Origin of the sequence: Emticicia sp. 17c (assembly GCF_037153985.1) — a bacterium.
GTDB lineage: Bacteria > Bacteroidota > Bacteroidia > Cytophagales > Spirosomataceae > Emticicia.
Window position 1 is genome coordinate 34,815 of the sequence record NZ_JBBAYI010000005.1, and the last position, 23,933, is coordinate 58,747.

The window sequence follows — 23,933 nt, forward strand, 5'->3', positions numbered from 1 at the left end:
ATTGACAAAGTATTTTAATTATTAAGAAAATGAAATTAAGAAATATATTAAAACCTATTAAAATCTTTGGGGTAATGGGTATGCTGATGCTAACCCAGTCGTGCAAAGACATATTGGATGAAACCGTAATATCGGGGATAGGTAACGACTACATGAATACGCCTAAAGGCTTTGAAGATGGTGTAAAAGCTGCGTATTCGTCGCTCAGGTATTATTATGGTACACAACAAGGCTTAACCTTAACAGAATACGGTACCGATATTTATGCCACAGGAGCCGATGGTGGTTACAAGGGTTTTCACTTTTATGATACCCAGCTAAACCCAACCGTTGACTACCTGATTAATACTTGGGACGAGCTTTATAGAGGAGTTAACACTTGTAATGCAGTTATTGGCAGAGCCCCAAAAGTAAATATTTCGGATGCCGTAAAAAAACAAAGAATTGCAGAAGCTAAATTCCTGAGAGCGCATTATTATTATATTTTGCATCAGCAATGGGGTGGTGTTGATTTAAGATTAACCGAAACACTGTCTCCTACGAAGGATACAAAAAGAGCTTCAGACGCTGAAATGTATAGCGCAATTATTAAAGACCTGAACGAAGCTATACCAGATTTAGAGGCAAAGGCGCAGTCGTCAGACTACGGCCGTGCTACCAAACCTGCGGCCGAAACACTATTGGCTAAGGTATATCTGGCAAAGGCTTATTCGGCATCAAAAGCAGCTGACGATTTTACAAAAGCAGCCGAACTTTGCAAAAGCGTTATTAATAACTATGGTTTTAAACTATTAGATGATTACGCGCAAGTGCATGATGAAAACAATCAGGTAAATAGCGAGGTTGTTTTTGCCGTACAGTATACAAGTGACCCTCTGACAAACCTTACCAACAATACTGGTTCTGTAAATGGTGGTAATAACCTTCACTTGCTTTTTGGAATGCAGTATGACGTACAACCGGGTATGAAACGCGATGTATTCTATGGCAGACCATTCAAGCGTTTACGCCCTACGGCTTATTGCCTTGATGTTGTTTTTGGCGAAAGAAAAAATGACTCACGCTACAAAAAAACATTCAGAGATACATGGTTAAGCAACAACCCGGGTGCTAACCTGAATGCTTCGTTCGATAACTCTAAATCGAAACTTACTTTTGCCGCTGGTGATACCGCAATTTTTATTCCGGGTTACGAGATGTCGAAAGAAGAGCGTGCTAAAAAGAAATATCAGGTATTGGTACCAAGTGCTTATAACGAAGCCTTGTTTCCGACCTTACAGAAGTTCTTTGATACCAAACGCCCTGACCTGACTTATGAAGCAGGTAGCCGCGATTTCTTCGTTTTCCGTCTGGCTGATGTGTATCTGATGCTGGCAGAAGCGCAACTGAAAGCCAATAATATTTCAGAAGCTACCAAAGCTATCAATGCGGTTCGTTACAGAGCGGGCTGGCCGGGTAAAAAAGATGCCATGTTAATTACTGATGCTCAGATGAACTTCGAAATGATTATCGAAGAAAGAGCAAGAGAACTGGCAGGAGAACAAACCCGCTGGATGGATTTGAAACGCTGGGGCTTGTTAGTAGAAAGGGTTAAAAAATATAACCCACAAGCGGCTGTTAATGTGTCAGACAAGCATTATGTGCGTCCGATACCACAAACACAAATAGACCGATCAACCAAAGGTGCATTTGCACAAAATACAGGATACTAGTTAGTTTTGTTTCATCATAGTTTATAGAGAGGCTCCTTCATTTCAAGGAGTCCTCTCTTTTTAAGTTTTAGTAACTCAATATTTATTCATATAAACAACCTTAATCTATGAACCGCAGAGACTTCCTCACGCAGGCGTCGCTACTGACCGCATCTTCACTTATCTCATTAGAGAGCCTTGCCGCTGCCAAAAGCAAGCATAAAATGGCTTACTCGGCTATTACTTGGAACGGAAACGACCTCGTAGCCATAAAAGATATTGCCGCTTTAGGTTTTAAAGGTATTCAGTTAAGGGCAAATACCTACGCACCATTTAAAGATAAACCACAAGACTTAAAAGATTTACTTGACCAGAATGGCCTTACGTTGGCTATGTTTTCGAGCGGAAACGTAGGTATTCAGGATGATATTTCAAAAGATGCCGAAACCCACCTGAACCACGCCCATTTTATTAAAGCCTTAGGTGGCAAATCTTTACAGATTACCAATACCTCACGCCCGAAAGACAGAATGCCTACTACCGACGAATTGAAGAAATATGCCAGAAATATGTCGGAAGTAGCCAAAAGAGTATTGGAAGAAACGGGGGTTCAGCCGGCATGGCATAACCACATGAACCAGCTAGGCGAAACACCCGAAGAGGTCGATATCATAGCTACTACGATGGATACACGCTATATTAAACTATTGCTTGATGTAGCCCATTATACACAAGGCGGTGGCGTGGCAGCCGATGCGGTTATTAAATACAAAGACATACTCTATGCAACGCATATAAAAGATACTAAACCAGCCGAAAGCAAATCTGGCTACCAGTTTGTTGAGTTAGGGCAGGGGAGAGTCGATTTTCCGGCTGTTTTCAAGGCACTCGATAAAATTAAATTCAAGGGCTGGAATGTAATTGAGCTTGACTCTGTGCCGGTAAAAGGCCGTACAGCCTTAGAGTGCGGGCAAACCAGTAAAAAATATCTGGAGTCAATAAATATTAAATTCTGACCAGTTAGCTGGGTATGTTTATCAAATTTTATGAAGTTTTAGCCAAATAGATACTAGATTGGTAAATGCCTAAGGTGTAATTTTGGATAAAAATTATTCAACTCTATTCGTATCCTCAATGAAAAAAATTATTATTGTTTTTCTGTTTGTACATTCGTTTTTCTACGGAGCTACCGCACAGAAATGGACTAATCTGTTTAACGGAAAAGACCTTAAAGGCTGGAAGCAACTGAATGGCAAAGCTAAATACACCGTCGAAAATGGCGAGATTGTAGGCACTACCGTAGCCGACACCCCTAATTCATTTCTGGCTACTGAGCAGGATTATGGCGATTTCATCTTGGAATTGGAGCTAAAGGTCGATAACTCGATGAATTCAGGCATACAATTCCGTAGTTTGTCAAAACCCGACTACAAAGATGGCCGTGTGCATGGGTATCAGATGGAAATTGACCCCTCAGACCGCGCATGGTCGGGTGGTATCTATGATGAAGCCCGTCGGGACTGGCTCTATATTCCGAATGCCAACCCTGAAGGTAAAAAAGCCTTCAAAAAAGGCGAGTGGAACAAATACCGCATTGAGGCCATCGGTAATATTATCCGTACGTGGGTAAATGGTGTGCCTGTGGCTTATCTGGTTGATGATGTAACCCCGAAAGGCTTTATTGCCCTGCAAGTGCATGCCATTGGTAAAGATGACAAGCCGGGGAAACAGATACGCTGGAGAAATATCAGAATTCAGACAGATAACCTGAAACCAAGCCCAACCGACAACACACCTGTGGTGAATTTGTTGCTCAATAATTTGTCTCCACAAGAGCAGGCGCAAGGCTTTAAATTACTCTTCAACGGCAAAGACTTTACAGGCTGGAGAGGCGTACACCAAACCAAAATGCCAGATAAACACTGGAGCGTAGTAGACGGTACAATCAATGTGAGCCCGTCGGATGGCTCAGAAACCGGAAATGATATTGTTACAGACCAGCAATTCGGGGCTTTTGAACTGACTTTTGAGTTTAAATTAACTGAGGGGGCTAACTCCGGTTTGAAATACTTTGTAAACGAAGATTTTGATTCGGGCGGGAAATCGGGTATTGGTCTTGAATATCAGGTGCTGGACGACGAACGCCACCCCGATGCTAAAATGGGAGTAGTTGGTAACCGTACGCTGGCGAGTTTGTATGATTTAATACCTTCTTATAAACTGGATAAGCGTTTCCAGCGTAAAATTGGTGACTGGAATCAGGCTCGGCTGGTGGTTTACCCTAATAACATTGTTCAGCATTGGCTTAATGGCTTTAAAGTGCTCGAATATGAAAGAAAAAGTAATATTTTTAATGCACTAGTAGCCCGAAGTAAATATGCGAAGTATACTAACTTTGGAGCAGGCGATAAAGGCAATATTCTGTTGCAGGACCACGGCAATAATGTGTCGTTCAAAAATTTGAAAATTCGTGAGTTGAAATAATTATCCGAACACTAGTAATCTGTTAAGTATCATTCAATCCAAATAAAACTATGACAACCCGCAGAGATTTTATTATCAAATCAGTTCTGGCTACTGCAGCCACTGGCTTTTCGGCCAAGAGTTATGGCAAAATCATTGGAGCAAACGACCGCGTGCGTGTGGGCTGTGTGGGTTTCTCTGACCGCCACCGTTCATCTCATGTAGGCCCGTTCAAAGCATTGCAAAAAGAAATGAACTTTGAAATGGTTGCTTTGTCAGACATCTGGAATCGCCGTCGTGAAGAAGGGAAAGCCTATTTAGATAAACAATTAGGTAGTGATGTAAAAGTTTTCCGTAATAACGAAGAGCTTTATTCTTCTAAAATGGTAGATGCAGTTTTTATTTCAACTGCCGACTTCCAGCACGCATTACATACAATTGAAGCCGTACAGGCGGGTTGCGATACTTATACCGAAAAACCATTGGCCGAAACCATGGAAGACAACCGCGCGGTATTGAAAGCAGTAAAAGCCTCAGGCAAAATTGTTCAGATTGGGTCACAACGCAGAAGTGGCGAAAACTATTTCGCGGCGGAAGACTTCATTAAATCAGGTAAGTTTGGCCCGATTGTGATGGTTGAACTGATGTGGAACGTAAACCAACCTGGCCGTTGGAGAAGACCAGAGTTAACTAAAGATTTAAAAGAGTCGGATGTTGACTGGAAACGTTATCTGATGAATCGCCCGATGGTTCCGTTCGACCCTCGTAAATACCTTGAATACCGTTTGTTCTGGCCTTATTCGTCGGGTATTCCCGGCCAATGGATGAGCCACCAGATTGATACTGTACACTGGTTCTCTGGTTTGCCACACCCGCGTTCGGTAGTAGCTAACGGTGGTATCTACCAATGGAAAGATGGCAGAACTAATGCCGATACCTTAACGGTAGTATTTGATTACGGCCCATTGAACGATAAATCGTCAGGCTTTCAGGTACAATTTACGTCTCGTTTCTCGAACTCGGCCGGTGACACCAAAGAGTTGTACTATTCAAACGGTGGTATGATTAACCTTGACACGAACGAAATTTCTCCGACAGGTGGGTTGCGTGAGCGTGAAGCAAAAGCGATGGGCCTACCAGCAAACTTGTTACCAACAGTGAAACTGGAAGGCACAAAAGTAGAATCAGGTGCTAATACAGGTGGTGACTCACTTACATTTGCCCATATCAAAAACTGGATGGAATGTGTGCGCAGCCGTAAAACACCTCATGCGCCAATTGAAGCGGGGTATTCTCACTCAATTGCTACCATTATGTCGAACGCTGCTTACCGTACTGGTTTGAAAGTTACTTTCGATGAAAAAACACAGGAAGTACTGGCTGGCGGCAAACCATTCAAGTATTAATCCTGACAGGTGCAAGTATATACAAATAGGCTTTTCTTCGGAGAAGCCTATTCTTTTTTAATGGCCTTTCTTCCAGAGTTTTTCTTCCAGAACTATTTTTAATACTTCTTCCCGAAAGTTACGGCTGATAGGAATCACATGAGGGCCAACACGAATTTCGTGGTTTTCGATGGTAGTGATTTTGTTCATAGCTACCAGATACGACTTATGTGTTCGGATAAAATTCTCCTGTTCAAGGTATTTCTCAACTGTTTTTAAAGGAAGCAGGGTCATGTAACGGCCTTGCTGTGTAAAAATGTTTACGTAGTTTTCGAGGGCTTGCACATACAGCACTTCTGATTTTTTGATACGCTCATATTTGTTTTCGCACTTGATAAAAAAGTAATCGTTGTTTTCGGCAAGTTCCTGTTCAGGTGTTTTGTGCATAAGCAGGTGCAGGTCGCGGGCTTTGGTAACAGCCTTGAAAAAACGGCTGAATGTGATGGGTTTCACCAGATAATCAATTACGTCGAAGGTGTAGCCATCGAGCGCATAATTCGGGAAAGCCGTTGTAATAATAACCTTTGGCATTTGGGTGTTTAATTTCAGGTATTCGAGGCCATTCATGAGGGGCATCTGAATATCCAGAAATACCAAATCAACGGCTTGTTTCTGGAGGATTTTATCTAGCTCGATGGGGTTCGAGCATTCGCCTGCCATTTCCAGAAACTCCACTTCATGAATATAGCGGGCAATGCCTTCTTTGGCCAGCGGTTCATCATCGGTTATGACACATTTCAGTTTCATGCTTTGCTCACTTAATAGAGGTTCGTTTCCAGATTAATTTGTAGCTGTACCTCAAACCAGTCGGATGTTTTAGAGATATTGAGATGATGCCTTTCAGGGTAAAGTAACGATAAACGCCTGAAAACGTTTTGTAAGCCTATGCCACTTGTTTTTAATACCTCTGGCTGAACAGGTTGCAGGGCCACTGTATTTCTGATAGTAAAAAATAAATGTTGTGCGTCGGTCTGTAAACTCATCATGATTTTACCCCCGTCGAGCGTGCTTTTTTCAACGTGCTTGAAGGCATTTTCGATGAAGGGCATCAGAATAAAAGGAGCAATCTGTAACGAGCCAAAACCATGCGCTGGAAGGCTCTCTGAGACACTTACGTCTTTGGGGTCGAGTCTTAGTTTGCTTAGCTCAATAAAACTTTTCAGATAGCTTAATTCACGGTCGAACGGAATATGGTTTTCGTTACACTCATAAAGCTGGTAACGTAGTAAATCAGAGAATTTAGCCAGAGAATCGGAGGCCATATCCTGATTTTTATGAATCAATACAAAAATGGAATTAATGGTATTAAACAAAAAGTGTGGATTAAACTGAGACTTCAGGAATTTCAGTTCTGTTTCCAGCTTTTCTTTCTCTAGCAGCCGTTGTTTTCGTTCGGCCTGAATCCAGTTTTTAGTTAGTTTCACACTCATGCCCAAAGTGGTGCTTGCCATAGTTGAGGGCAGCGCATTAATAGAAAAAAAGTACATAAAGTTGCTGGGAGGCTGACTATAAAGATACTGGAAGGGGTATTCTGACAGGTATGCACTGGTATAATACCCGCTTACAATACAAAAAGCAACAACAATAATGGTAATGAGTAAAAACAAAATATAAAGGGCATATTTGCCTTTGTGCAGAAAGCGGGGTATCAGGAAATAAAGGTTAAAATAAACCCCGATAGCCTGAAAAATAACATAAAACAGAAACTTTATTGAATAGGCCGAATACAGAATGTTGTTGGCTACGGCACTCAGGCTTCCGATGGTGATGGTCCACCACATTACATGATAAGCAAACCAGAACGGAATGTGGTAAAGTTTATATTTAATAAACCATGAGTTATCTGAAAATATGTATGCTAAAGCCTTCTTCATTGCCTGTTCAGGATAGCCCGTAAAGTTATTTTCAGAAATATAAACAATTACATTTAATTGACGAAGCGTTGCATAAAATTGACCACAGGTAACAAAAAGACCCTATTTCTGTTGCTGATGTTTTAATCATACACACAACAACAGAAATAGGGTACTACTACGACGCAAACAAACGCAAGCAACCAGCCTGTTTATTTGGCTCTTAGTTCGCGTTTTAATATTTTGCCCGAAGCTCCCATGGGTAAGCTACTCATAAATTCGATAATGCGCGGGTATTTGTAAGAAGCAATGCGGTCTTTGGTCCAGCCGATAAGTTCTTTTTCTGACACCTCGGCGTTGGGTTTCAGTACCACACAGGCTTTTACTTCCTCGCCGTATTCTTCATTTGGCACACCAATCACGGCCACTATCGAAACCGCCGGATGTTGTATCATGAGTTCTTCTATTTCGCGGGGGTAGACGTTATACCCACCTCTGATAATCATGTCTTTGGTGCGGTCAACAATAAAATAGAAACCGTCGTCGTCTCGGATACCAATATCGCCCGAATGCAACCAGCCATTAGTAATGGTTTCGGCGGTGGCATCGGGGCGTTTATAATAGCCTTTCATTACATTATGCCCCCGATAACATATTTCACCCTTTTCGTTATTGCCTAGCTGGTTGCCGTTTTCGTCCATGATACAGACCTCAACGCCCCAAACCGGAGTACCTACCGAACCCGGCTTGCGTGTGCGGTCTTTCTGGTTAAAGGTTACCACCGGAGACCCCTCCGACATACCGTAACCTTCCAGTATAGGCACATCAAATTTCTGCTCGAAGTCTTTCAATACTTGTACGGGCAAAGCCGCCCCGCCCGACATGCACACTTTCAGGGTATTTTTAATGGCTTGTATATCAAACTTATGAAGGTTGGGGTAGGTTAGCAAGCCCCAGTACATAGTAGGAACACCTGCAAAGTGCGTTATTTTTTCGTTCTGCATGAGTGTTAAAACCATTTCGGCATCGAAACGCGGCACAAGCACCGCCGTTGTGCCGCGGTAAATACTAGCCAGCATACAAACCGTTTGCCCAAAAATATGGAACAAAGGCAACACAAGCATCGATTTATCGTCGGGGCCTAAGTCTTGTAAATCTTTACTCAGGCAGGCATTCAGGAAAAGGTTTGAATGCGTGAGTTCGGCTCCTTTGGGGCGGCCAGTAGTGCCAGAGGTATAAATAATAACGGCGGTGTCGTCAGGAGAAGTAAAGTAACTTTCAAAAACCGGCGATTGCCCTGCCATCAGCATTCCCATGGTTTGCGTGCCTTCAATAGGCGAGGCATCGGTTGCCGATGGGGTTATCATAAAGAAATGCTGGCAGGTATCGGTCATGCCAAAACCTGCGTGGCCTTCTTGCCCCATAGGCATTTCGGGGGTTCCTACAAAGCAAAAGTAGGCTTTGGCGTCAGAGTCCTGCAAATGAAAAGCAATTTCGTGGCGTTTCAGTAAAACACTCAAAGGCACTACGGTAGCACCTGTTTTCAGGATGCCAAAATAGATAATCGGGAAAAAAGGCAGGTTGGGGCAAGTAAGAGCCACTTTGTCGCCATGCCCGACACCTAACGATTTCAGGCCGTTTGCAATCTGGTTGGCGGCAGCATCGAACTGCCCGAAGGTTATTCTTTTATCGGCAAAAATGAGGGCTTCTTTAGCGGGTGAGGTACGGGCATGATGCTCCAGAATGGTTGAAAGGTTAAACATAGCGTAACAGGTTTTATTTTTGTGCAATCTAAAGATTATGTTGTACTATTAAAAGGAGATTTTGCATAAATCTTGCCCTTTCATGATACATTTTTATCTGCAAAAGCCAATGTAGGTAAAGGTTTTTGGGGGTAATACTAAAAAACTATTCAAAAAGCACATTCCAACGAAAGATAAATCTTAAATTCGCATCTTAAAACCTATATATCAGAGACAAAACCAATGAAAAAATTAAACTTAAAGCTATTTCTTGTTTGTACCGTTATTTCAATTTCGAGTTTTGCACAAATAAATACACCTGCGGTAAGCCCATCGGCTACGGTTTCGCAAGGGGTTGGCTTAACTAAAGTAACAATCGATTACAGCCGCCCATCGACAAAAGGCCGCAAAATTTTTGGTGATTTAGTGCCTTTTGGCAAAGTATGGCGAACAGGCGCAAACAAAATCACGTCAATTAAGTTTGATGATGATGTGGTAGTAAACGGAAATCCGGTAAAAGCAGGAAGCTACGGGCTTTATACGATTCCGACAGCTACCGACTGGACTGTCATCCTGAATACAGATGATAAACAATGGGGTGCGTACGGATACGATGAAAAGAAAGACGTACTTCGTTTTAAAGTGAAATCGGCCAAGACAAAATCGTTGGTTGAACAAATGGCTATTGATTTTGAAGGCATTAACCCTACTACTACCGACATAGTTATTAAATGGGAAAACACCGAAGCCAGATTTAGAGTAGAACAACAGGTGGACGATAAAATTATGGCAGAAATAGAAGAAAAAACTTCAAAACCTGAGGTAAGTATCGATACCTATTTTGCCGCTGCCGATTATTATTACCAGAAGGGTATCCATCTGGATAAAGCATTAGTATGGGCAAATAAAGTAATTGAAAAAAATAAAGAATACTGGGCGTATCAGCTAGTGGCACGTGTGGCTGCCAAACAAGGTAATTGTGCAGTAGCGTTGCCAAACGCCGAAAAATCGATGGAATTAGCAAAAAAAGCAGGTGATGACGCTTACATTAAGCTGAATCAGAATGTTTTTGCACAATGTAAGAAATAATTTAAGCTCATCCGGTAATTCTCCCAATTCTGTTTCGTACTAGACTTGGGAGTTTTTTTAATAGTTTATAAAGCTATGTTAGAACAGTTAGAAGCCATAAGAGAACGATTTGAGGAGGTATCTCAACAAATTACGATGCCAGAGGTGGTATCGGACATGACAAAATTCAAAAGACTAAGTAAAGAGTATAAAGATTTGGAGAAGATAGTAAACCAACTGAATCTTTATAAAAATATTTTGTCGAATATCGAAGGCGCAAAAGATATCATAGCCAATGAGAAGGATGAAGAGATGCGCGAACTGGCCAAAGAAGAGCTTGATATGCTTTTGCCTCAAAGGGAAGAAGCAGAGGCGATTCTGAAAGAAATGTTGATACCGAAAGACCCGAACGATAGCAAAAACGTGATTCTGGAAATACGTGCCGGAACCGGCGGTGATGAAGCCTCGATTTTTGCCGGAGATTTGTTCAGGATGTATCAGCGGTATATTGAACGACAAGAGGGCTGGTCGATGTCGCTTCTTGACCATAGCGAGGGTACTGCCGGAGGCTACAAAGAAATTATTGTACAGGTAGAAGGCGAAGACGTATACGGAAAACTAAAGTATGAGTCGGGCGTGCATCGGGTACAGCGGGTTCCGGCTACGGAGTCGCAGGGGCGGGTGCATACATCGGCGGCATCGGTAGCAGCCATGCCTGAGGCCGACGAAGTAGACGTGCAGTTGAACATGAACGATATACGGGTTGATACCTTTAACTCGTCGGGTGCAGGTGGGCAGTCGGTTAATACAACTTACTCGGCTGTTCGGATGACGCACATTCCGTCGGGCATTGTTGTTTCCTGTCAGGATGAGCGTTCGCAGATTAAAAACCGTGAAAAAGCCCTTTCGGTATTACGTTCGAGGCTCTATGAAATGGAGTTAGCTAAACACAATGCCGCCATTGCCGATGCCCGTAAGTCGTTGGTAGGAAGTGGCGACCGTTCAGATAAAATCCGCACCTACAATTATCCGCAAAGCCGTGTAACAGACCACCGTATTGGTTATACCGTTTATAACCTGCCAAGTGTAATGGATGGTGAAATTGACGCTTTTATTGAGCAACTTCGTATTGCAGACAACGCCGAGAGAATGAAAGAAGGCTTTAAAGCCTGACATTGAAGGCTAAAAAATACTTTATAATCAGGAGAAAGGAAAACCTCACCCTTTCTCCTTTTTCAATCCTTACCGTTATGATTCTGTGCCTTGCTACCAATAACCAGCACAAAGTAGAAGAATTACAAGCCCTGCTTGGAAGCCGCTACGAACTGAAAACCTTGTCGGACATTGGCTGTTTTGACGATATTCCTGAAACTGAAAATACTTTTCAGGGAAACTCGCGCCAGAAAGCCGTATTTGTTCGGGAACGCTTTGGCATAAATTGTATAGCCGACGACTCGGGGCTGGAAGTAGAAGCCCTCAACGGCGAACCTGGCGTTTTTTCGGCTCGTTATGCAGGCGAACACGGCAACCATGATAAAAACAATGTCCTTTTGCTGAAAAACCTTGAAGGTGTTGAAAACCGCTCGGCGCAGTTCAGGTGTGTAATTACGCTTATATTGGGCGATGATATTCATCAGTTTGATGGTATTATCCGTGGAACCATCCTGCATGAGAAACGTGGCAAAGAAGGCTTTGGCTATGACCCACTTTTTGTGCCTGACGGCTACACCCGCACCTTTGCCGAAATGGGGCTGGAAGAGAAAAACCCCATTAGCCATAGAGGCTTAGCGGTGCAAAAACTGATTGATTTTCTGGATTCTCTTGTACTGAGTTAACTATATTTTGCCGGAAAGAAACTACATTAATAAAAAAAGCGGAACGCAGGCTCCGCTAATTCAATTATCATAGGTAAAGTATATTTGTCAAAAGAAAGGCTGTATTACTGATTTCTGGTTACAAAATTCAACTATTTTTCTGCAATAAACTATTCCATCATTATCAAATACTTGTACTTTATTAACATATTTTATAAATTTGTTTTACTGATAATGATAATAAAGCATGAAAGTAGAATACGAGAAAATCTCCCCCGATAGCGGGAGTTCTTTTCGTCTCATTCATTGGAAATCAGAAAATGACCGTTTCTTCTGGCATTATCATCCCGAATATGAGATAGTATTTGTACGGAAGGGTTCAGGTAAATTACACATTGGAGAACACTTAACCACTTATGAAGAAGGCGAACTGGTTTTTATTGGGCCAAATTTGCCGCATACAGGTTTTGGCTATGGCGTAATTGGCGAACACGAAGAAATTGTTGTGCAACTGAAAGAAGATTTTTTAGGCGAAGATTTTTTGCTAACCCCTGAAATGGCTGCCGTCAGGCAGTTATTTGAGAAGGCACGCCAAGGGCTTTCGTTTCAGGGAAAAGCCAAAAGACTGGTGGCATCGAAACTTCAGCGAATGTTGCAGCTCAATTACTTTGAGCGGCTGGTTGAACTCTTGAAAATATTTGAAATACTGGCTACCACCAACGAATACGTTACCTTAAACTCGCCAGAAACACTGTTTGATTTCAGCCATAAAGACGAAAACCGGATTAACAAGGTTTACGAATACGTTGAGCAACACTATCGCCAGCCAATTGATATTCAGGCAGTGGCCGATTTGATAAATCTTACGATTCCGTCGTTTTGCCGTTATTTTAAAAAAATCACACACCTAACCTACACCGACTTTGTGAACGAATTCAGGGTGAATCAGGCTTGCAGATTATTGCTCGAAAACCATTCTATTGCCGACATCTGCTATGAAGTAGGCTTCAATAATATTTCTCATTTCAATAAAACTTTTAAGCAGCTTAAAGGCAAAAGCCCTCGTGAGTACAGGCTGGCTCTAACCAAATGATAGATTTACAAAAAGTATTTGTGCAAAAAGGTGACCGACTGGTGCTTGAAAATATTGACTGGCAGGTAAAACCACACGAGCATTGGGCCATAACAGGCGGCAACGGAGCCGGAAAAACTACTTTGCTCGAAATAATAGCCGGAAAGATATTTCCTTTTAAAGGCACTGCCCACATACCCGTTTATACCGACATAGCCTTTGTTGCCAAAGATTACAGCTTTAACCGCATTGTGCAGTCGGCTACGCAGTATTATCAGCAGCGGTTTAATTCGATAGATGCCGACATTGCACCTACCGTTATGGAAATTCTGCAAAACCAGATTAAGCCCATTGGTACAGTCAACGAAAAATCGGTTAAGTTACCTCCGCCCGAATTTTCAGAAGACCAAATCAGGCAGGTGGCTGGCTTGTTAAGAATTACACATTTACTGGAGCGTAGTATCGTTACGTTATCGAACGGCGAAACCCGCCGCACGCTCATTACGTTATCGTTACTCCGAAAACCCAAATACCTCTTATTAGATAACCCTTTTATCGGGCTTGATGTTGAAAGCCGCCACACCTTGCACGAAGTACTGAGTCAGGTGGCGCAGTCGGGTGTTCAGATAATTATCGTAAGTTCAGCCAATGAAATTCCGGGCTGTATTACGCACGTGCTTACCTTGCAGGAGGGCAAAATAGTAAAGACACAAACCAGACCCTTTACTTTTGATACGGCCGCCACAACTCAGGAAAAACTTCTGTACCCCGAAGTACTCGAGAGAATCAAGCAAGCTCCTGCCCGTAATGATTTCAGGTATGCCATTAATATGCGTGACATTGTGGTAAATTACCAGCAAAAAAACGTAGTTGACCACGTAAGCTGGCAAGTTAAAAGGGGCGAAAAATGGGCATTAATGGGGCCTAATGGCTCAGGCAAAAGCACATTGCTGAGTTTGATTACAGCCGATAACCCACAAGGCTACCAGAATACCTATGAATTGTTTGATATAAAACGTGGCAGCGGCGAAAGCATCTGGGATATTAAACAACGCATAGGGTATGTGTCGCCAGAACTGCATTTGTACTTTAATCGCCATACCGAAGTCTGGAAAGCCGTGGCATCGGGTTTGTTCGACTCGGCGGGTTTGTTTAAAAAACTCAACTCCGAAGAACGCAGTATTGTTGATAATTACCTGAAATTACTCAATATCACGCATTTGTCAGACCGTCAGATTACGCAGTTGTCTTCTGGGGAGCAGCGGCAGGTTTTTCTGGCAAGAGCTTTGGTAAAGAATCCGTCTTTGTTGTTACTCGACGAACCTTGTCAGGGGCTTGATTATAACCACATGGTGTATTTCAGAGATTTGGTTAATGAACTGGTACTGGAGCTTAACAAAACGCTTGTGTATGTAACACATTACCCCGACGAAATTCCGGCCTGTGTGGATAAAGTCATCAGGCTCGAAAATGGTAAAGTGGTCGAGTCGGGCAAAAGAAAAATCTAACAGCACATTTACAACCAGCTTATGAAAATAAGTTGGTTTTTATTTGTAAAATGAATTTTTATTCATTTATATTTGTGCCATGATTGATAAGGTATGAGAGCAAAAGATGAAAATAAAGAGATATTGATACTGGAATCGGCGTTGCGGATGATAGCCAGAGTAGGATTGGCGGGCCTGAAGATGTCGGAACTGGCAAAAGAAGCAAAACTAGCTACCGGAACAGTCTATATCTATTTTAGTGATAAAGAAGCGTTAATCAGAAAACTGTATTTATATTTATTAAGGAAATCGTCGGCGGATGTAACAAAAGATATTCCGGCCTCGGAGCCACTCAAGAAGCGGGTAAATAGCATCTGTCGTAACTTCCTGATGAATAATATTTTACATCCCGAATACGGGGCGTTTTTTGAGCAATATTTCCGTTCGCCGTTCTTTCATGAAACCGAAAGCATACTAGCTGAAGAAAACAAGGTAATGCAACCCATTTATGATGTAATAGCAGAGGGGCAGCAGCAGGGTATTGTGAAAGATGCCGACCCCGAATTGCTCGTGACGCTGGTGTGTGGTATGCTCGAAACCGTAGCTAAGGTGGCGTTTTACTCACAGAAAAGTGTATCAGAACAGGAATGGGACACCATTTTTGGCGTAATATGGGATGGCCTCAGAAGCTAGCCTATTTTTTTATTTATAAAATGAATAAATATTCACTATAAAATTTAATAACAATGAACAAAAAAACTATTCTGATAACGGGGGCCTCGACAGGTATAGGAAAAACCACCGCGCAATATTTTGCCGAACAAGGCTGGAATGTAGCCGCCACCATGCGCACGCCTGAAAAAGCCACAGGCTTTGAGGCATTTACTGGTATAAAGTTATACCAACTTGATGTAACCGACGAACAGAGTATAGCCAGAGCTATCGATAGCGTGATAAAAGACTTTGGCAAAATAGATGTGCTGGTAAACAATGCAGGGTATGGGGCTGTGGGTGTTTTTGAAAAAGCCACCAAAGAGCAGATTCAGAAACAGTTTGATACCAACGTATTTGGCGTAATGAATGTAACAAGGCATATTTTGCCACATTTCAGGGCTAATGGTGCGGGTACGCTTATTAATGTTAGCTCAATGGGCGGGCGGCTTACTTTTCCGCTTTATAGTGTGTATCATGCCACCAAGTGGGCGTTAGAAGGCTGGGCCGAGTCGTTGCAGTTTGAGGTGCGCCAGTTTGGTATCCGAATAAAAAATATTGAGCCGGGGGCTATAAAAACAGATTTTATGGGCCGTTCGATGGATGTTTTCAGCAAGCCAGACCTGATAGCCTACGATACCTATGAGGCCATTGCTACCAAAAATACGGAGGAGTCATACAAAAGTGCGCCAGATAGCGCAGTAGTAGCTAAAACTATTTTCAAGGCGGCTAACGACAGTTCTTATCAATTACGATACCCTGCCAGTGGTCAGGCTTCTTTATTTCTGTTTCTGCGTAGGTTGTTGCCTTTAGGTATCTTTAACGGCTTGGTTCGTTTGGCAGTAGAGAAAGGGTTTAAAAACTAAACCCTTTCTCTGGCTGGCTTATTTTACTGTAAAGGTTTTTTTCTCGGCACCTACGCCTTTCAGGGTAAGCGATTTCCAATGCGGCGGAAGTTTGGTTTTAAGCTGGATAATCCCTTCATCGGTAATATCAAGCCCGCCCCATCCATTCACAATCGTTTGTAAGAAACCACCTGCGCCTGTGGCAAAATAAGGGTTTGTGCCGCCTGCGGTTTCGGCCAATACGCCAAAAGGAGGCACTTCGTTTGGTTTATAGCTGTCAAGATACTGTTTATATGCCGTTTCGGTATCGCCCAAGCGTGTGTTCAGGATTGAAAAAACACCATGAGCCATAGCCGGACTGCTTCCTTTACCACCGGGCTGATTATCGCCGAGGGCTTTCCAGTAGAAATCTAAATCCTTTTTAATGATTTTAGGGTCGGTTATCTGTTTCATCGGGTACGCCAGCAGGTTTACGTCGGCCTGTTTAATAGGTTCACCGTTATAACTGGCGTGTTCACGCGTGGTTCCGTCAGGGAATTTAAGAATAACAATACCCTCCTGTACTTCTTTCCAGATTGGGTTTTGTGGTAAGCCCAGCTCTTTAGCTGCCTGATTCGCAAAGCCTAGTACTTCTTTGGCCATGCCGTTTGTGTAAGCGTTATCGTCCACGTTTTCGGCCCACTCATCGGCGCAAACCACGTTAATAATGTGGTATTTGCCATCAGTGCCTTTTTCGACGCGGCTTACCCAGAAATCGGCCACTTCTTTCAGTAAAGGATACCCCCTTTCACGCAGCCAGATTTTATCTTTTGTTACCTGATAGTACTTCCAGAAGGCAAAGCCTATATCGCCCGAAATATGGTGCTGAAAAGGCCCCGTAAGCGCCCATACAGGAGTGGCTTCCTGCCCTGAGTCGTCGGATTCCCACGGGAACATAGCCCCCTGAAACCCGTGTTCTTTGGCATTGGCTTTAGCAGCTTGCAGGCGTTCAAAGCGGTATTCGAGCAACGATTTAGCCAACTCTGGTTTCATTAACAATAAAGGCGGGTACATCCAGATTTCGGTATCCCAGAATACGTGTCCGTTATAACCCAAGCCCGACAAGCCCATTGGCGACAAACTATATGCCTGCCCTTCGCGACAAAACGAGTACAGATGGTATAACGAAAACCGCGCGGCTCTTTGTGCTTCGGCATCGCCTTCAATAATAATGTCAGACTCCCACAGTTTTGCCCATGCTTCTTTGTGCTTTTTGAGCAGACGCTCTCTTTTCTCGAGGGCGGCAAATATTGTCAGGCGTTCGGCTTCATTGTGTGGGTCGGCCACATGGGCTGTTGAAATAACCGAGCCAACTACGGCAAATTTGTAGGTTTCGCCGGCTTTCAGTTTTTTGGTAAACTTCAGGCGGTGCATACCGTTGTCCCATTCTTCATGTATCAGTTGGGGTTCTTTGCCGCGTTCTTCTTCAAACAGAAACGAGTTAGAAGCCGCAATGGTGTGTTTTCCGGTAGGGGTTTTTGCTACCGAAGTCATGAGCGGAATAAGCGAATGAGGGCGGTCGATGAGGTGATAAAAATTCTGTACGTCTCGTAGCATATCAGGCGTTTGCATAAGGCTGATAGGCGTAATTTCAATATCCTGTTTGGCTGTGATTTCCATATCAATCATGGCCGAGTGAGGCAAGTGCCTGAGCGACAATATATTCGATTTAACAGACGCTTTATTGCCCAAGTCGAAAGTAGTTGTAAAGATGGCGTTCTGCATATCGAGGGTCTGGGCAAAATTGCTGATGTTTTTCTTGCCAACAAGCTGGTTATCAATAATTAATTCCATGTTGGCAAACTCGAATACTTTCATGATGTTGGCTACACGCCCGCGCCCGTAGGTATCGAACGTGCCATTCAGTACGATGTCTTTGACTTTTAGCGGCTCCGGCGACGACACAATGCCCACCATGCCATTGGCAACAGTTACGCCATAATAATTGTTGGGGTCGAAGTTTTTGGCAGTTATTTGCCATTGGGTAAAGCCAAAAAAGGATACATGCGTGAGCAGACACAGGAAGAGAATTTTCCTGATTGTGATTTTGTTCATAGGTAAAGTTTTAATAATTAACCTTAAAAGTAATGCTTTTATAAAAAAAACCAAAATTGGTTTTAAGGTCAGATATTTTAAAGTAATTTTAAGTCTGTTACAAACCCCTTCTGATTTTTAGGAATGAAAAAGTATTTATTGTTCTTACTACTACCTGTTATTTTCTTCTCCTGTAACCGTTCGCAATCTTCTGATACTGATTCGTTACAGGTGGCTAAGCCTGAACCCATATTGTTGAGTTCAACCGATTCAATTTCGGTCGATTTGGTCGAACTGAAAGAGAAAGGGCTGCTCGAAAAAACACAGTTAATAACCATAGCACAAGACCCCGTTTATTTAAAAAAGAAACGGTATAATGTAATTTCGTTGAAAGAAATACTGGAAACTTACACTTCGGCAAAAAAACAGAATATTGCTGACACAAAAGTAGTTTTTGAGTGTGAAGATGGTTATAAACCCGAAATGCCACTTGATAAACTGCTGGCATCGAAGGCGTATCTGGCCGTGAGTGATGCCGATGCCCCTAAAGATACAGAGTGGGAACCCCTGCTGAAAGAAGGAAAAGAAACCAAAATAGCTCCTTTTTATCTGGTTTATGAGGGGGTATCGCCCGATGATATAGCGTATAAATGGCCTTATAATCTAGTAAAAATACATTTGGCTCCGCTGCACGAAAACGATGCGGCTTTGGTACCAAAGTCAGAAACGGCAAAGGAAGGATATGAGCTTTTCAAAAACCGTTGCCAGACCTGCCACAGCATTAATAAAATTGGCGGAAAAATGGGCCCTGAGCTTAATTTCCCGAAGAGTGTGACGGAATACTGGAACATTGAAGATTTAAAGGCTTTTATTCAGAAACCTGAAAGCTACCGTAACGACGTAAAAATGCCTAATCTGGGTATTAAAGCCAAAGAAGCCGATGCCATAGTGCGGTATCTGGAATATATGAGCAAGAATAAAATTGACTGATTACATAGCCCTGAAATAGTTAAGTGTTTCAGGGGGTGCTGCAAAAAAGCCCCTCTCAGAAAGAAGGGCTTTTTTCATCTAAAACCGATAATTTACGCCGTAATTTATTCCAAACATTTGTAATTTCATATTCAGGTCTGTTGAGGAACTAATGCCCGAAAACAAGGCTCGCTGATATGAAGTGCCAATATTGGCTTGCCAGTGTTTGCTTATCATGTAGTTGGCTCTTAGGCCACCTAAACCACTAAAATTAACTGGTTTATATATTTTGCTATCGCTGTTGATAGTATTTGTGTTTTTGACCAGACCGTTATCGGTCGAGATGCTATTCTGTAAGAAAATGTCTGTCGAGATACCAGCCAGTAAATTAAGCCCCAGATTTTTGGTAAGCCCTATCTTGTAGCCCATCTGCATCGGAATCATAAGATACTGGTAACGGTTGCCGAACTTTGCGGCATCGGCCACTACTGTATTGGTTAAATTGCTTCCTATACTTACGTAATCTTTGGCGGAGTTCTGCAAGAGGTAGTCGGCCAGAAAAGTATTTACATAACCGCTGTTCTGGAAGGCATACGTATTGGTTTCAAGGGTTGAATTCCCTTGCAGGTATCTGATGCCACTTTCGAGATGCCATTTTTTTGATAACTGATAACCCACCGCAATGCCATTATTGACTGCAATACCCGATTTAATAGCGTTCTGAGGTTTTGAAACCAGCGAAGTTTTATCGGTCGAGCCGGGGGCTAGCATGCTGTTTTGTGCGTATTCGTTAGCCGCGCTGTATGCTCTGGTATTGAGGCCCGACAATTTCATGTTAGGGTCGAACGGAGCCACACCTGATTGTACACCTACCCAGAATTTTGAATCGTTCGAGGCTAGTGTTTTTTCGTCGGTTTCTTCGTACTGTTCTGCATCAAAAGCCAGTTTGTTGCGATTCATGGTGTATCGGCTGCCAAAATAGCGGTATTTTTTGCCCTCTATTCTGTCAAGGCCAGCTATTAAACTTTTGGTTTCGTCGGTTTCTGTTTTATTGGGTACCAATGCAGAAATAACCGAAGAGCTAAGTTCGTTGGTGTTATTGCCTTTGGCTGCTAGCCCATTATGAGTAGTAACCTCGGCAAGTAGGGCGGTTTTAGCACTACGGTTAGGCATCCGATTTGCCTCATCAGGGCTTGTTTTAGCCGTTTTAAATGAGTTATCCTGAGCAGAACGTTGCGCTAATGTTTGCGTTGCAGAACTGTTGTCGGCCAGTGTTGTTGCCTCCTGACTTGGGGCTGGTATAACAGTGGCCGTTCGGGTATCGGTATTGGCTGGGTTGTTTTGTGCCGTTGGCGGGGTAGCTTCTTTATTAAAAAACAAAATACCCCCTAGCACTACAACCAAAGCGGCTGCAAGGCCCGTAGCTATGAGTGACGGACGAAGGAAAAACAAGAAAGGGCGTTTCTTTTTCTTGTCTAACTCCGATTCAATCTTTCCCCAGAGCGCATCTGAAGGCGGTACTGAAGCGTCTTCAAACACCCTTCTCCATTCGTCCTCAAAATTGTTTGGTTTCTGAACTTCCATTTTTTTATCACGAAATAAATTCGTGTCTTACTTGAGTGTTTATCATTATAATTTATTAACTGGGGTTTTGCTTTCCATCCGTCGCATACTGCTACCCAGTTTTTGTTGTAAAAGGCTTCTGGCCCTCGAATACTGCGATTTGGAGGTTCCCTCCGAAATGCCCAGTAACTCGGCTATTTCGTTGTGCTGATAGCCCTCAATGGCATACAGGTTAAAAATGGTTCTGCAGCCATCTGGCAAGCTGTTCACCATTTGCATTAATTGGTCGAACTGAAAATTTGAAAGCGTGAAGTCTGCCTCTTCAAGCGTATCGCCCACCAGTTCGCTGTCGGTGTGTTGCATCCAGTTAGGTTGGTTCTGGAGTTCTTTCAAGGCTGTGTTTACTACTATTTTTCTGAGCCATGCTTCCAGCGGGCAGTCGAACCGGAAAGTGGGTAGCTTCTGATAAATCTTTATAAACGCATCTTGCAGCACATCCTCGGCGTCGGCCTTGTTTTTCATGTACCGCATAGACGTAACAAGCAGCTTGCCCGCAAACAACTCGTATAGTTGTCGCTGCGCAAGACGTTCCTGCCTGATGCAAGCCTGCACTAATTCATGTTCGCGGTGCATGAAAAGGGTAAGTTTTTTAGCCAACCGTATGGATTGAAAAGGGGTTTTTTATTAAATGATTCCATTATTTCTGAAATGGTTGGAACCCGTAAGAAATATTTTAATATGATGACTGATAACCCTGATAAACATAAAATAATTCAGAAAAACTCCTTGTTTGAGTGAATAAAGCCAGTAAATATAAGCTAAAACTTAATAATTAGTGCCATTGCCTGCCAGTGTGCTTGTTGCTGAGGGTTGCAATAGCGCGCTATGCAAGAGTACCCGAAAGCCTACTGCTTAATCTTTCGGTGAGGCGAGGCATAGCCACAAAACCCCCAACTTGCCCCCTTACAACGTAAATATTAAAACTGCCTCAGTTGCTTGTTTATTGCCTATTAGTCAGGAAGTTAGGCTTCGCCATTAGATAAAAAAAGGCTTGTAAGTTCTTGTATATAACGGCTATTTTATAACTTTGTATATTACATGCTTATACATCAATGACAACTGAGACACTTGCTAAGCCCTTGATGTTCGATTTGTGGCGTCAGAATCATTATATATATAAAGATAAATATACCTCGCATCAGGCGTCTTATATAGAAAACTTATTGCCTGAAATAGCTGTTCAGATAAACATTTACGAAATTTTAGATATTCTTCAACGCCGCTTAGGTACCGAAACCCTCCAACGTGCTTTAGACCCCAATCAGGTAGTGCAAAGTCCGGTAAGCCATTATCCAGACGGACGCTGGCTGAAACAATCAAATATGGTGGGAGTAAATGTGCGCACGGTAGGTAATTTTTTCAATGTTATTAAATATGCTTTAACATTGCCTAAGTCGCAGGATTCTATTCACCTGTTACCTATCTGGGAGCCGGGCGTAGTAGGAAGCCTCTATGGCATGACGAGCTTTAATATTAACCCGCATTTTTTCAGTCAGGAGTTAGCCACGGCAATTCCGCAGCTTAACAGCGTAGAAAAACAACTTACGGCTGTTGTAAATGTGCTACACGCCATGGGTAAAAGTGTGGGTATGGATGTAATTCCGCATACCGACCGTTTTTCGGAAATGGCTATTGCAAACCCACGCTTTTTTGAATGGGTGCGTAGAGTAGGGGGGCGTATTACGAGCCATTCGGAAACGCTTTATCGGGAAATAGAAGAAATTATCTGGTTATACCTGCATCGGCACGGTACAGCCAACGGCACGCCCTTGTCTTATTCCAGAAATGTTTTCTTTTCGCCGGAAATCCCGATTCTGACAGACGAGCAACGGCTGGAAATACTATTCGGGCATAAAACCGATTATCAGGGTCGTTTGCGCCGCAGAATTGAAATTATGCAGGATATTGTTTATCAGGGATACGAAACCCTGCCTATGACAATGGCCCCGCCGTACAGAGGGTTACATATCAAGAACGAAGAATATATTCTGGACGGCAACGGCAACCGCTGGTATACCTATGAGTTTGATAAACCACAGGCTATGTCGCGGGTGTTTGGCCCTTTGGCGCGTTATAAGTTTTATCATTCAAAAGATGATAACGCACACTGGAAACTCGATTTTCAGCACCCCAATAAATATGTCTGGAACTACTTGTGCCAGAAAATATATGAGTGCCAGCAAGCCTACCATTTCGATTTTATGCGTGGCGATATGGCCCACGTGCAGCCAAGAGCCGAAGGAGTGCCTGCTACCATTGACGACTACTATGACCCCCTTAGGGCAGTTAAAAAGTATGTACAGAACAACGGCGTGCCTTATTTTGGTTTTTTTGCCGAAACCTTTCTGGCTGAGCCTGACAGCATGAGCTATGGCGATGAGCGGCAACATCTGGAAGCCATAGAGGCCGATTCAACACTGGGCGATTTACAGTCGACAATTGTTGGCTCGGCAGAATATATGCACAAATTTGCCAATTATCGGGCATGGTTGAGAAACCAGCGTTTTGCGCCCTGTTATACACTTATTACGGCCGATAGAGATGCCCCCCGATTTGATGTGTTTTATCAGACCGGAAACCATCTGCGGTTTTTTATGGGTTTGTTTCTGACAGATATGCCCAGTTATATGAGCTTGGGCTTTGAAACCCGTAACCTGCACCTCGAACGAGGCCCTAACGAAGAGTATAGCAAGCTATATGTGTTTGAAATAAAAGACCAGAATGAAACCGACAAGGTAACAAATGGCCTCTTTAGTTGGGGGAAAAACTTTGAACAATTTGCTATTTTTGAACAAATTCGGGCATTGGCCGAAAATATATGGGACGAAATTAAAACAAGAGAGGTGCGCTGGTTGTTAGAACCTCATGAACAGCAAAAGCTGATGGTGTGGACATTGCAGGATAACGCCAAGTATGTTTTTGTGGCAAATCTGGATGCCAGCCAGCCCATTGACGACCACGTACTGAAAGAAGTAACATTTAACCATCCGCTTACGTTGCTGTTCGATACCGCGCATTATTCTGCCCAACATGAATGCAGGGTATATGCACTAAATTAAGACTGACAAACACATAAC

General features: G+C 42.9%; 19 protein-coding genes. 13 read left to right on the top strand and 6 right to left on the bottom strand.

Annotation, left to right across the window (positions count from 1 at the left end):
* Positions 1-29 precede the first annotated feature (29 nt).
* The 4 genes from WAA15_RS11605 (at position 30) to WAA15_RS11620 (ending at position 5,560) form a co-directional block, all read left to right on the top strand.
* Complete coding sequence (locus WAA15_RS11605; RefSeq protein WP_337042916.1) at positions 30-1,712, top strand: RagB/SusD family nutrient uptake outer membrane protein; 1,683 nt, start codon at positions 30-32, stop codon at positions 1,710-1,712.
* Between the two features lie 107 nt (positions 1,713-1,819).
* Entirely contained in the window at positions 1,820-2,707 is an 888-nt protein-coding gene (locus WAA15_RS11610; protein WP_337042917.1) for a sugar phosphate isomerase/epimerase family protein, read from the top strand.
* Positions 2,708-2,825: 118 nt separating this feature from the next.
* Entirely contained in the window at positions 2,826-4,175 is a 1,350-nt protein-coding gene (locus WAA15_RS11615; protein ID WP_337042918.1) for a 3-keto-disaccharide hydrolase, read from the top strand.
* A gap of 50 nt (positions 4,176-4,225) precedes the next feature.
* Complete coding sequence (locus WAA15_RS11620) at positions 4,226-5,560, top strand: Gfo/Idh/MocA family protein (protein WP_337042919.1); 1,335 nt, start codon at positions 4,226-4,228, stop codon at positions 5,558-5,560.
* 57 nt (positions 5,561-5,617) lie between these two features.
* On the opposite strand, the gene WAA15_RS11625 is transcribed toward WAA15_RS11620, so the two are convergent.
* From WAA15_RS11625 to WAA15_RS11635, 3 genes are all read right to left on the bottom strand, one after another.
* On the bottom strand, positions 5,618-6,346 hold the full coding sequence (locus tag WAA15_RS11625; RefSeq protein ID WP_337042920.1) for a LytR/AlgR family response regulator transcription factor: 729 nt from the start codon (positions 6,344-6,346) through the stop codon (positions 5,618-5,620).
* An 11-nt stretch (positions 6,347-6,357) separates the two neighbouring features.
* Entirely contained in the window at positions 6,358-7,473 is a 1,116-nt protein-coding gene (locus tag WAA15_RS11630; RefSeq protein ID WP_337042921.1) for a sensor histidine kinase, read from the bottom strand.
* 191 nt (positions 7,474-7,664) lie between these two features.
* The gene (locus WAA15_RS11635; RefSeq protein WP_337042922.1) at positions 7,665-9,215 is read right to left on the bottom strand and encodes a long-chain-fatty-acid--CoA ligase; all 1,551 of its coding nucleotides are present in this window, start codon (positions 9,213-9,215) and stop codon (positions 7,665-7,667) included.
* A 222-nt stretch (positions 9,216-9,437) separates the two neighbouring features.
* On the opposite strand from WAA15_RS11635, the gene WAA15_RS11640 reads away from it, so the two are divergent.
* The 7 genes from WAA15_RS11640 to WAA15_RS11670 all read left to right on the top strand — a co-directional run bounded on the left by WAA15_RS11640 (position 9,438) and on the right by WAA15_RS11670 (position 16,212).
* Positions 9,438-10,283, top strand: coding sequence for a DUF2911 domain-containing protein (locus tag WAA15_RS11640; protein WP_337042923.1), 846 nt, complete (start codon positions 9,438-9,440; stop codon positions 10,281-10,283).
* A gap of 75 nt (positions 10,284-10,358) precedes the next feature.
* Positions 10,359-11,435: a peptide chain release factor 1 gene (gene prfA, locus WAA15_RS11645; protein ID WP_337042924.1), complete on the top strand. Its 1,077-nt coding sequence runs from the start codon at positions 10,359-10,361 to the stop codon at positions 11,433-11,435.
* Positions 11,436-11,512: 77 nt separating this feature from the next.
* Positions 11,513-12,097 (top strand): RdgB/HAM1 family non-canonical purine NTP pyrophosphatase, encoded by a 585-nt coding sequence (rdgB, locus tag WAA15_RS11650; RefSeq protein WP_337042925.1) that lies wholly within the window; start codon positions 11,513-11,515, stop codon positions 12,095-12,097.
* Between the two features lie 226 nt (positions 12,098-12,323).
* A complete protein-coding gene (locus tag WAA15_RS11655) occupies positions 12,324-13,169 on the top strand; it encodes an AraC family transcriptional regulator (protein WP_337042926.1) in 846 nt (281 codons plus the stop codon).
* On the top strand, positions 13,166-14,656 hold the full coding sequence (locus tag WAA15_RS11660) for an ATP-binding cassette domain-containing protein (RefSeq protein ID WP_337042927.1): 1,491 nt from the start codon (positions 13,166-13,168) through the stop codon (positions 14,654-14,656). The genes WAA15_RS11655 and WAA15_RS11660 overlap by 4 nt, the downstream gene beginning before the upstream one ends.
* 93 nt (positions 14,657-14,749) lie before the next feature.
* The gene (locus WAA15_RS11665; protein ID WP_337042929.1) at positions 14,750-15,328 is read left to right on the top strand and encodes a TetR/AcrR family transcriptional regulator; all 579 of its coding nucleotides are present in this window, start codon (positions 14,750-14,752) and stop codon (positions 15,326-15,328) included.
* A 53-nt stretch (positions 15,329-15,381) separates the two neighbouring features.
* A complete protein-coding gene (locus tag WAA15_RS11670; RefSeq protein ID WP_337042930.1) occupies positions 15,382-16,212 on the top strand; it encodes an SDR family oxidoreductase in 831 nt (276 codons plus the stop codon).
* 18 nt (positions 16,213-16,230) lie between these two features.
* On the opposite strand, the gene WAA15_RS11675 is transcribed toward WAA15_RS11670, so the two are convergent.
* On the bottom strand, positions 16,231-18,285 hold the full coding sequence (locus WAA15_RS11675; protein ID WP_337042931.1) for a glycosyl hydrolase family 95 catalytic domain-containing protein: 2,055 nt from the start codon (positions 18,283-18,285) through the stop codon (positions 16,231-16,233).
* A gap of 123 nt (positions 18,286-18,408) precedes the next feature.
* Between WAA15_RS11675 and WAA15_RS11680 the strand changes: the two genes are divergently transcribed.
* Positions 18,409-19,254: a c-type cytochrome gene (locus WAA15_RS11680; RefSeq protein ID WP_337042932.1), complete on the top strand. Its 846-nt coding sequence runs from the start codon at positions 18,409-18,411 to the stop codon at positions 19,252-19,254.
* Between the two features lie 78 nt (positions 19,255-19,332).
* On the opposite strand, the gene WAA15_RS11685 is transcribed toward WAA15_RS11680, so the two are convergent.
* Both WAA15_RS11685 and WAA15_RS11690 read right to left on the bottom strand, forming a co-directional pair.
* A complete protein-coding gene (locus WAA15_RS11685) occupies positions 19,333-20,817 on the bottom strand; it encodes an outer membrane beta-barrel protein (protein ID WP_337042933.1) in 1,485 nt (494 codons plus the stop codon).
* Positions 20,818-20,862: 45 nt separating this feature from the next.
* Positions 20,863-21,429 (bottom strand): RNA polymerase sigma factor, encoded by a 567-nt coding sequence (locus WAA15_RS11690; RefSeq protein ID WP_337042934.1) that lies wholly within the window; start codon positions 21,427-21,429, stop codon positions 20,863-20,865.
* Between the two features lie 479 nt (positions 21,430-21,908).
* Here WAA15_RS11690 and WAA15_RS11695 point away from each other — a divergent pair, with 479 nt between their 5' ends.
* Positions 21,909-23,915 carry a hypothetical protein gene (locus WAA15_RS11695; RefSeq protein ID WP_337042935.1) on the top strand — a complete coding sequence of 669 codons (2,007 nt, stop codon included), beginning with the start codon at positions 21,909-21,911 and terminating at the stop codon, positions 23,913-23,915.
* Positions 23,916-23,933 lie beyond the last annotated feature (18 nt).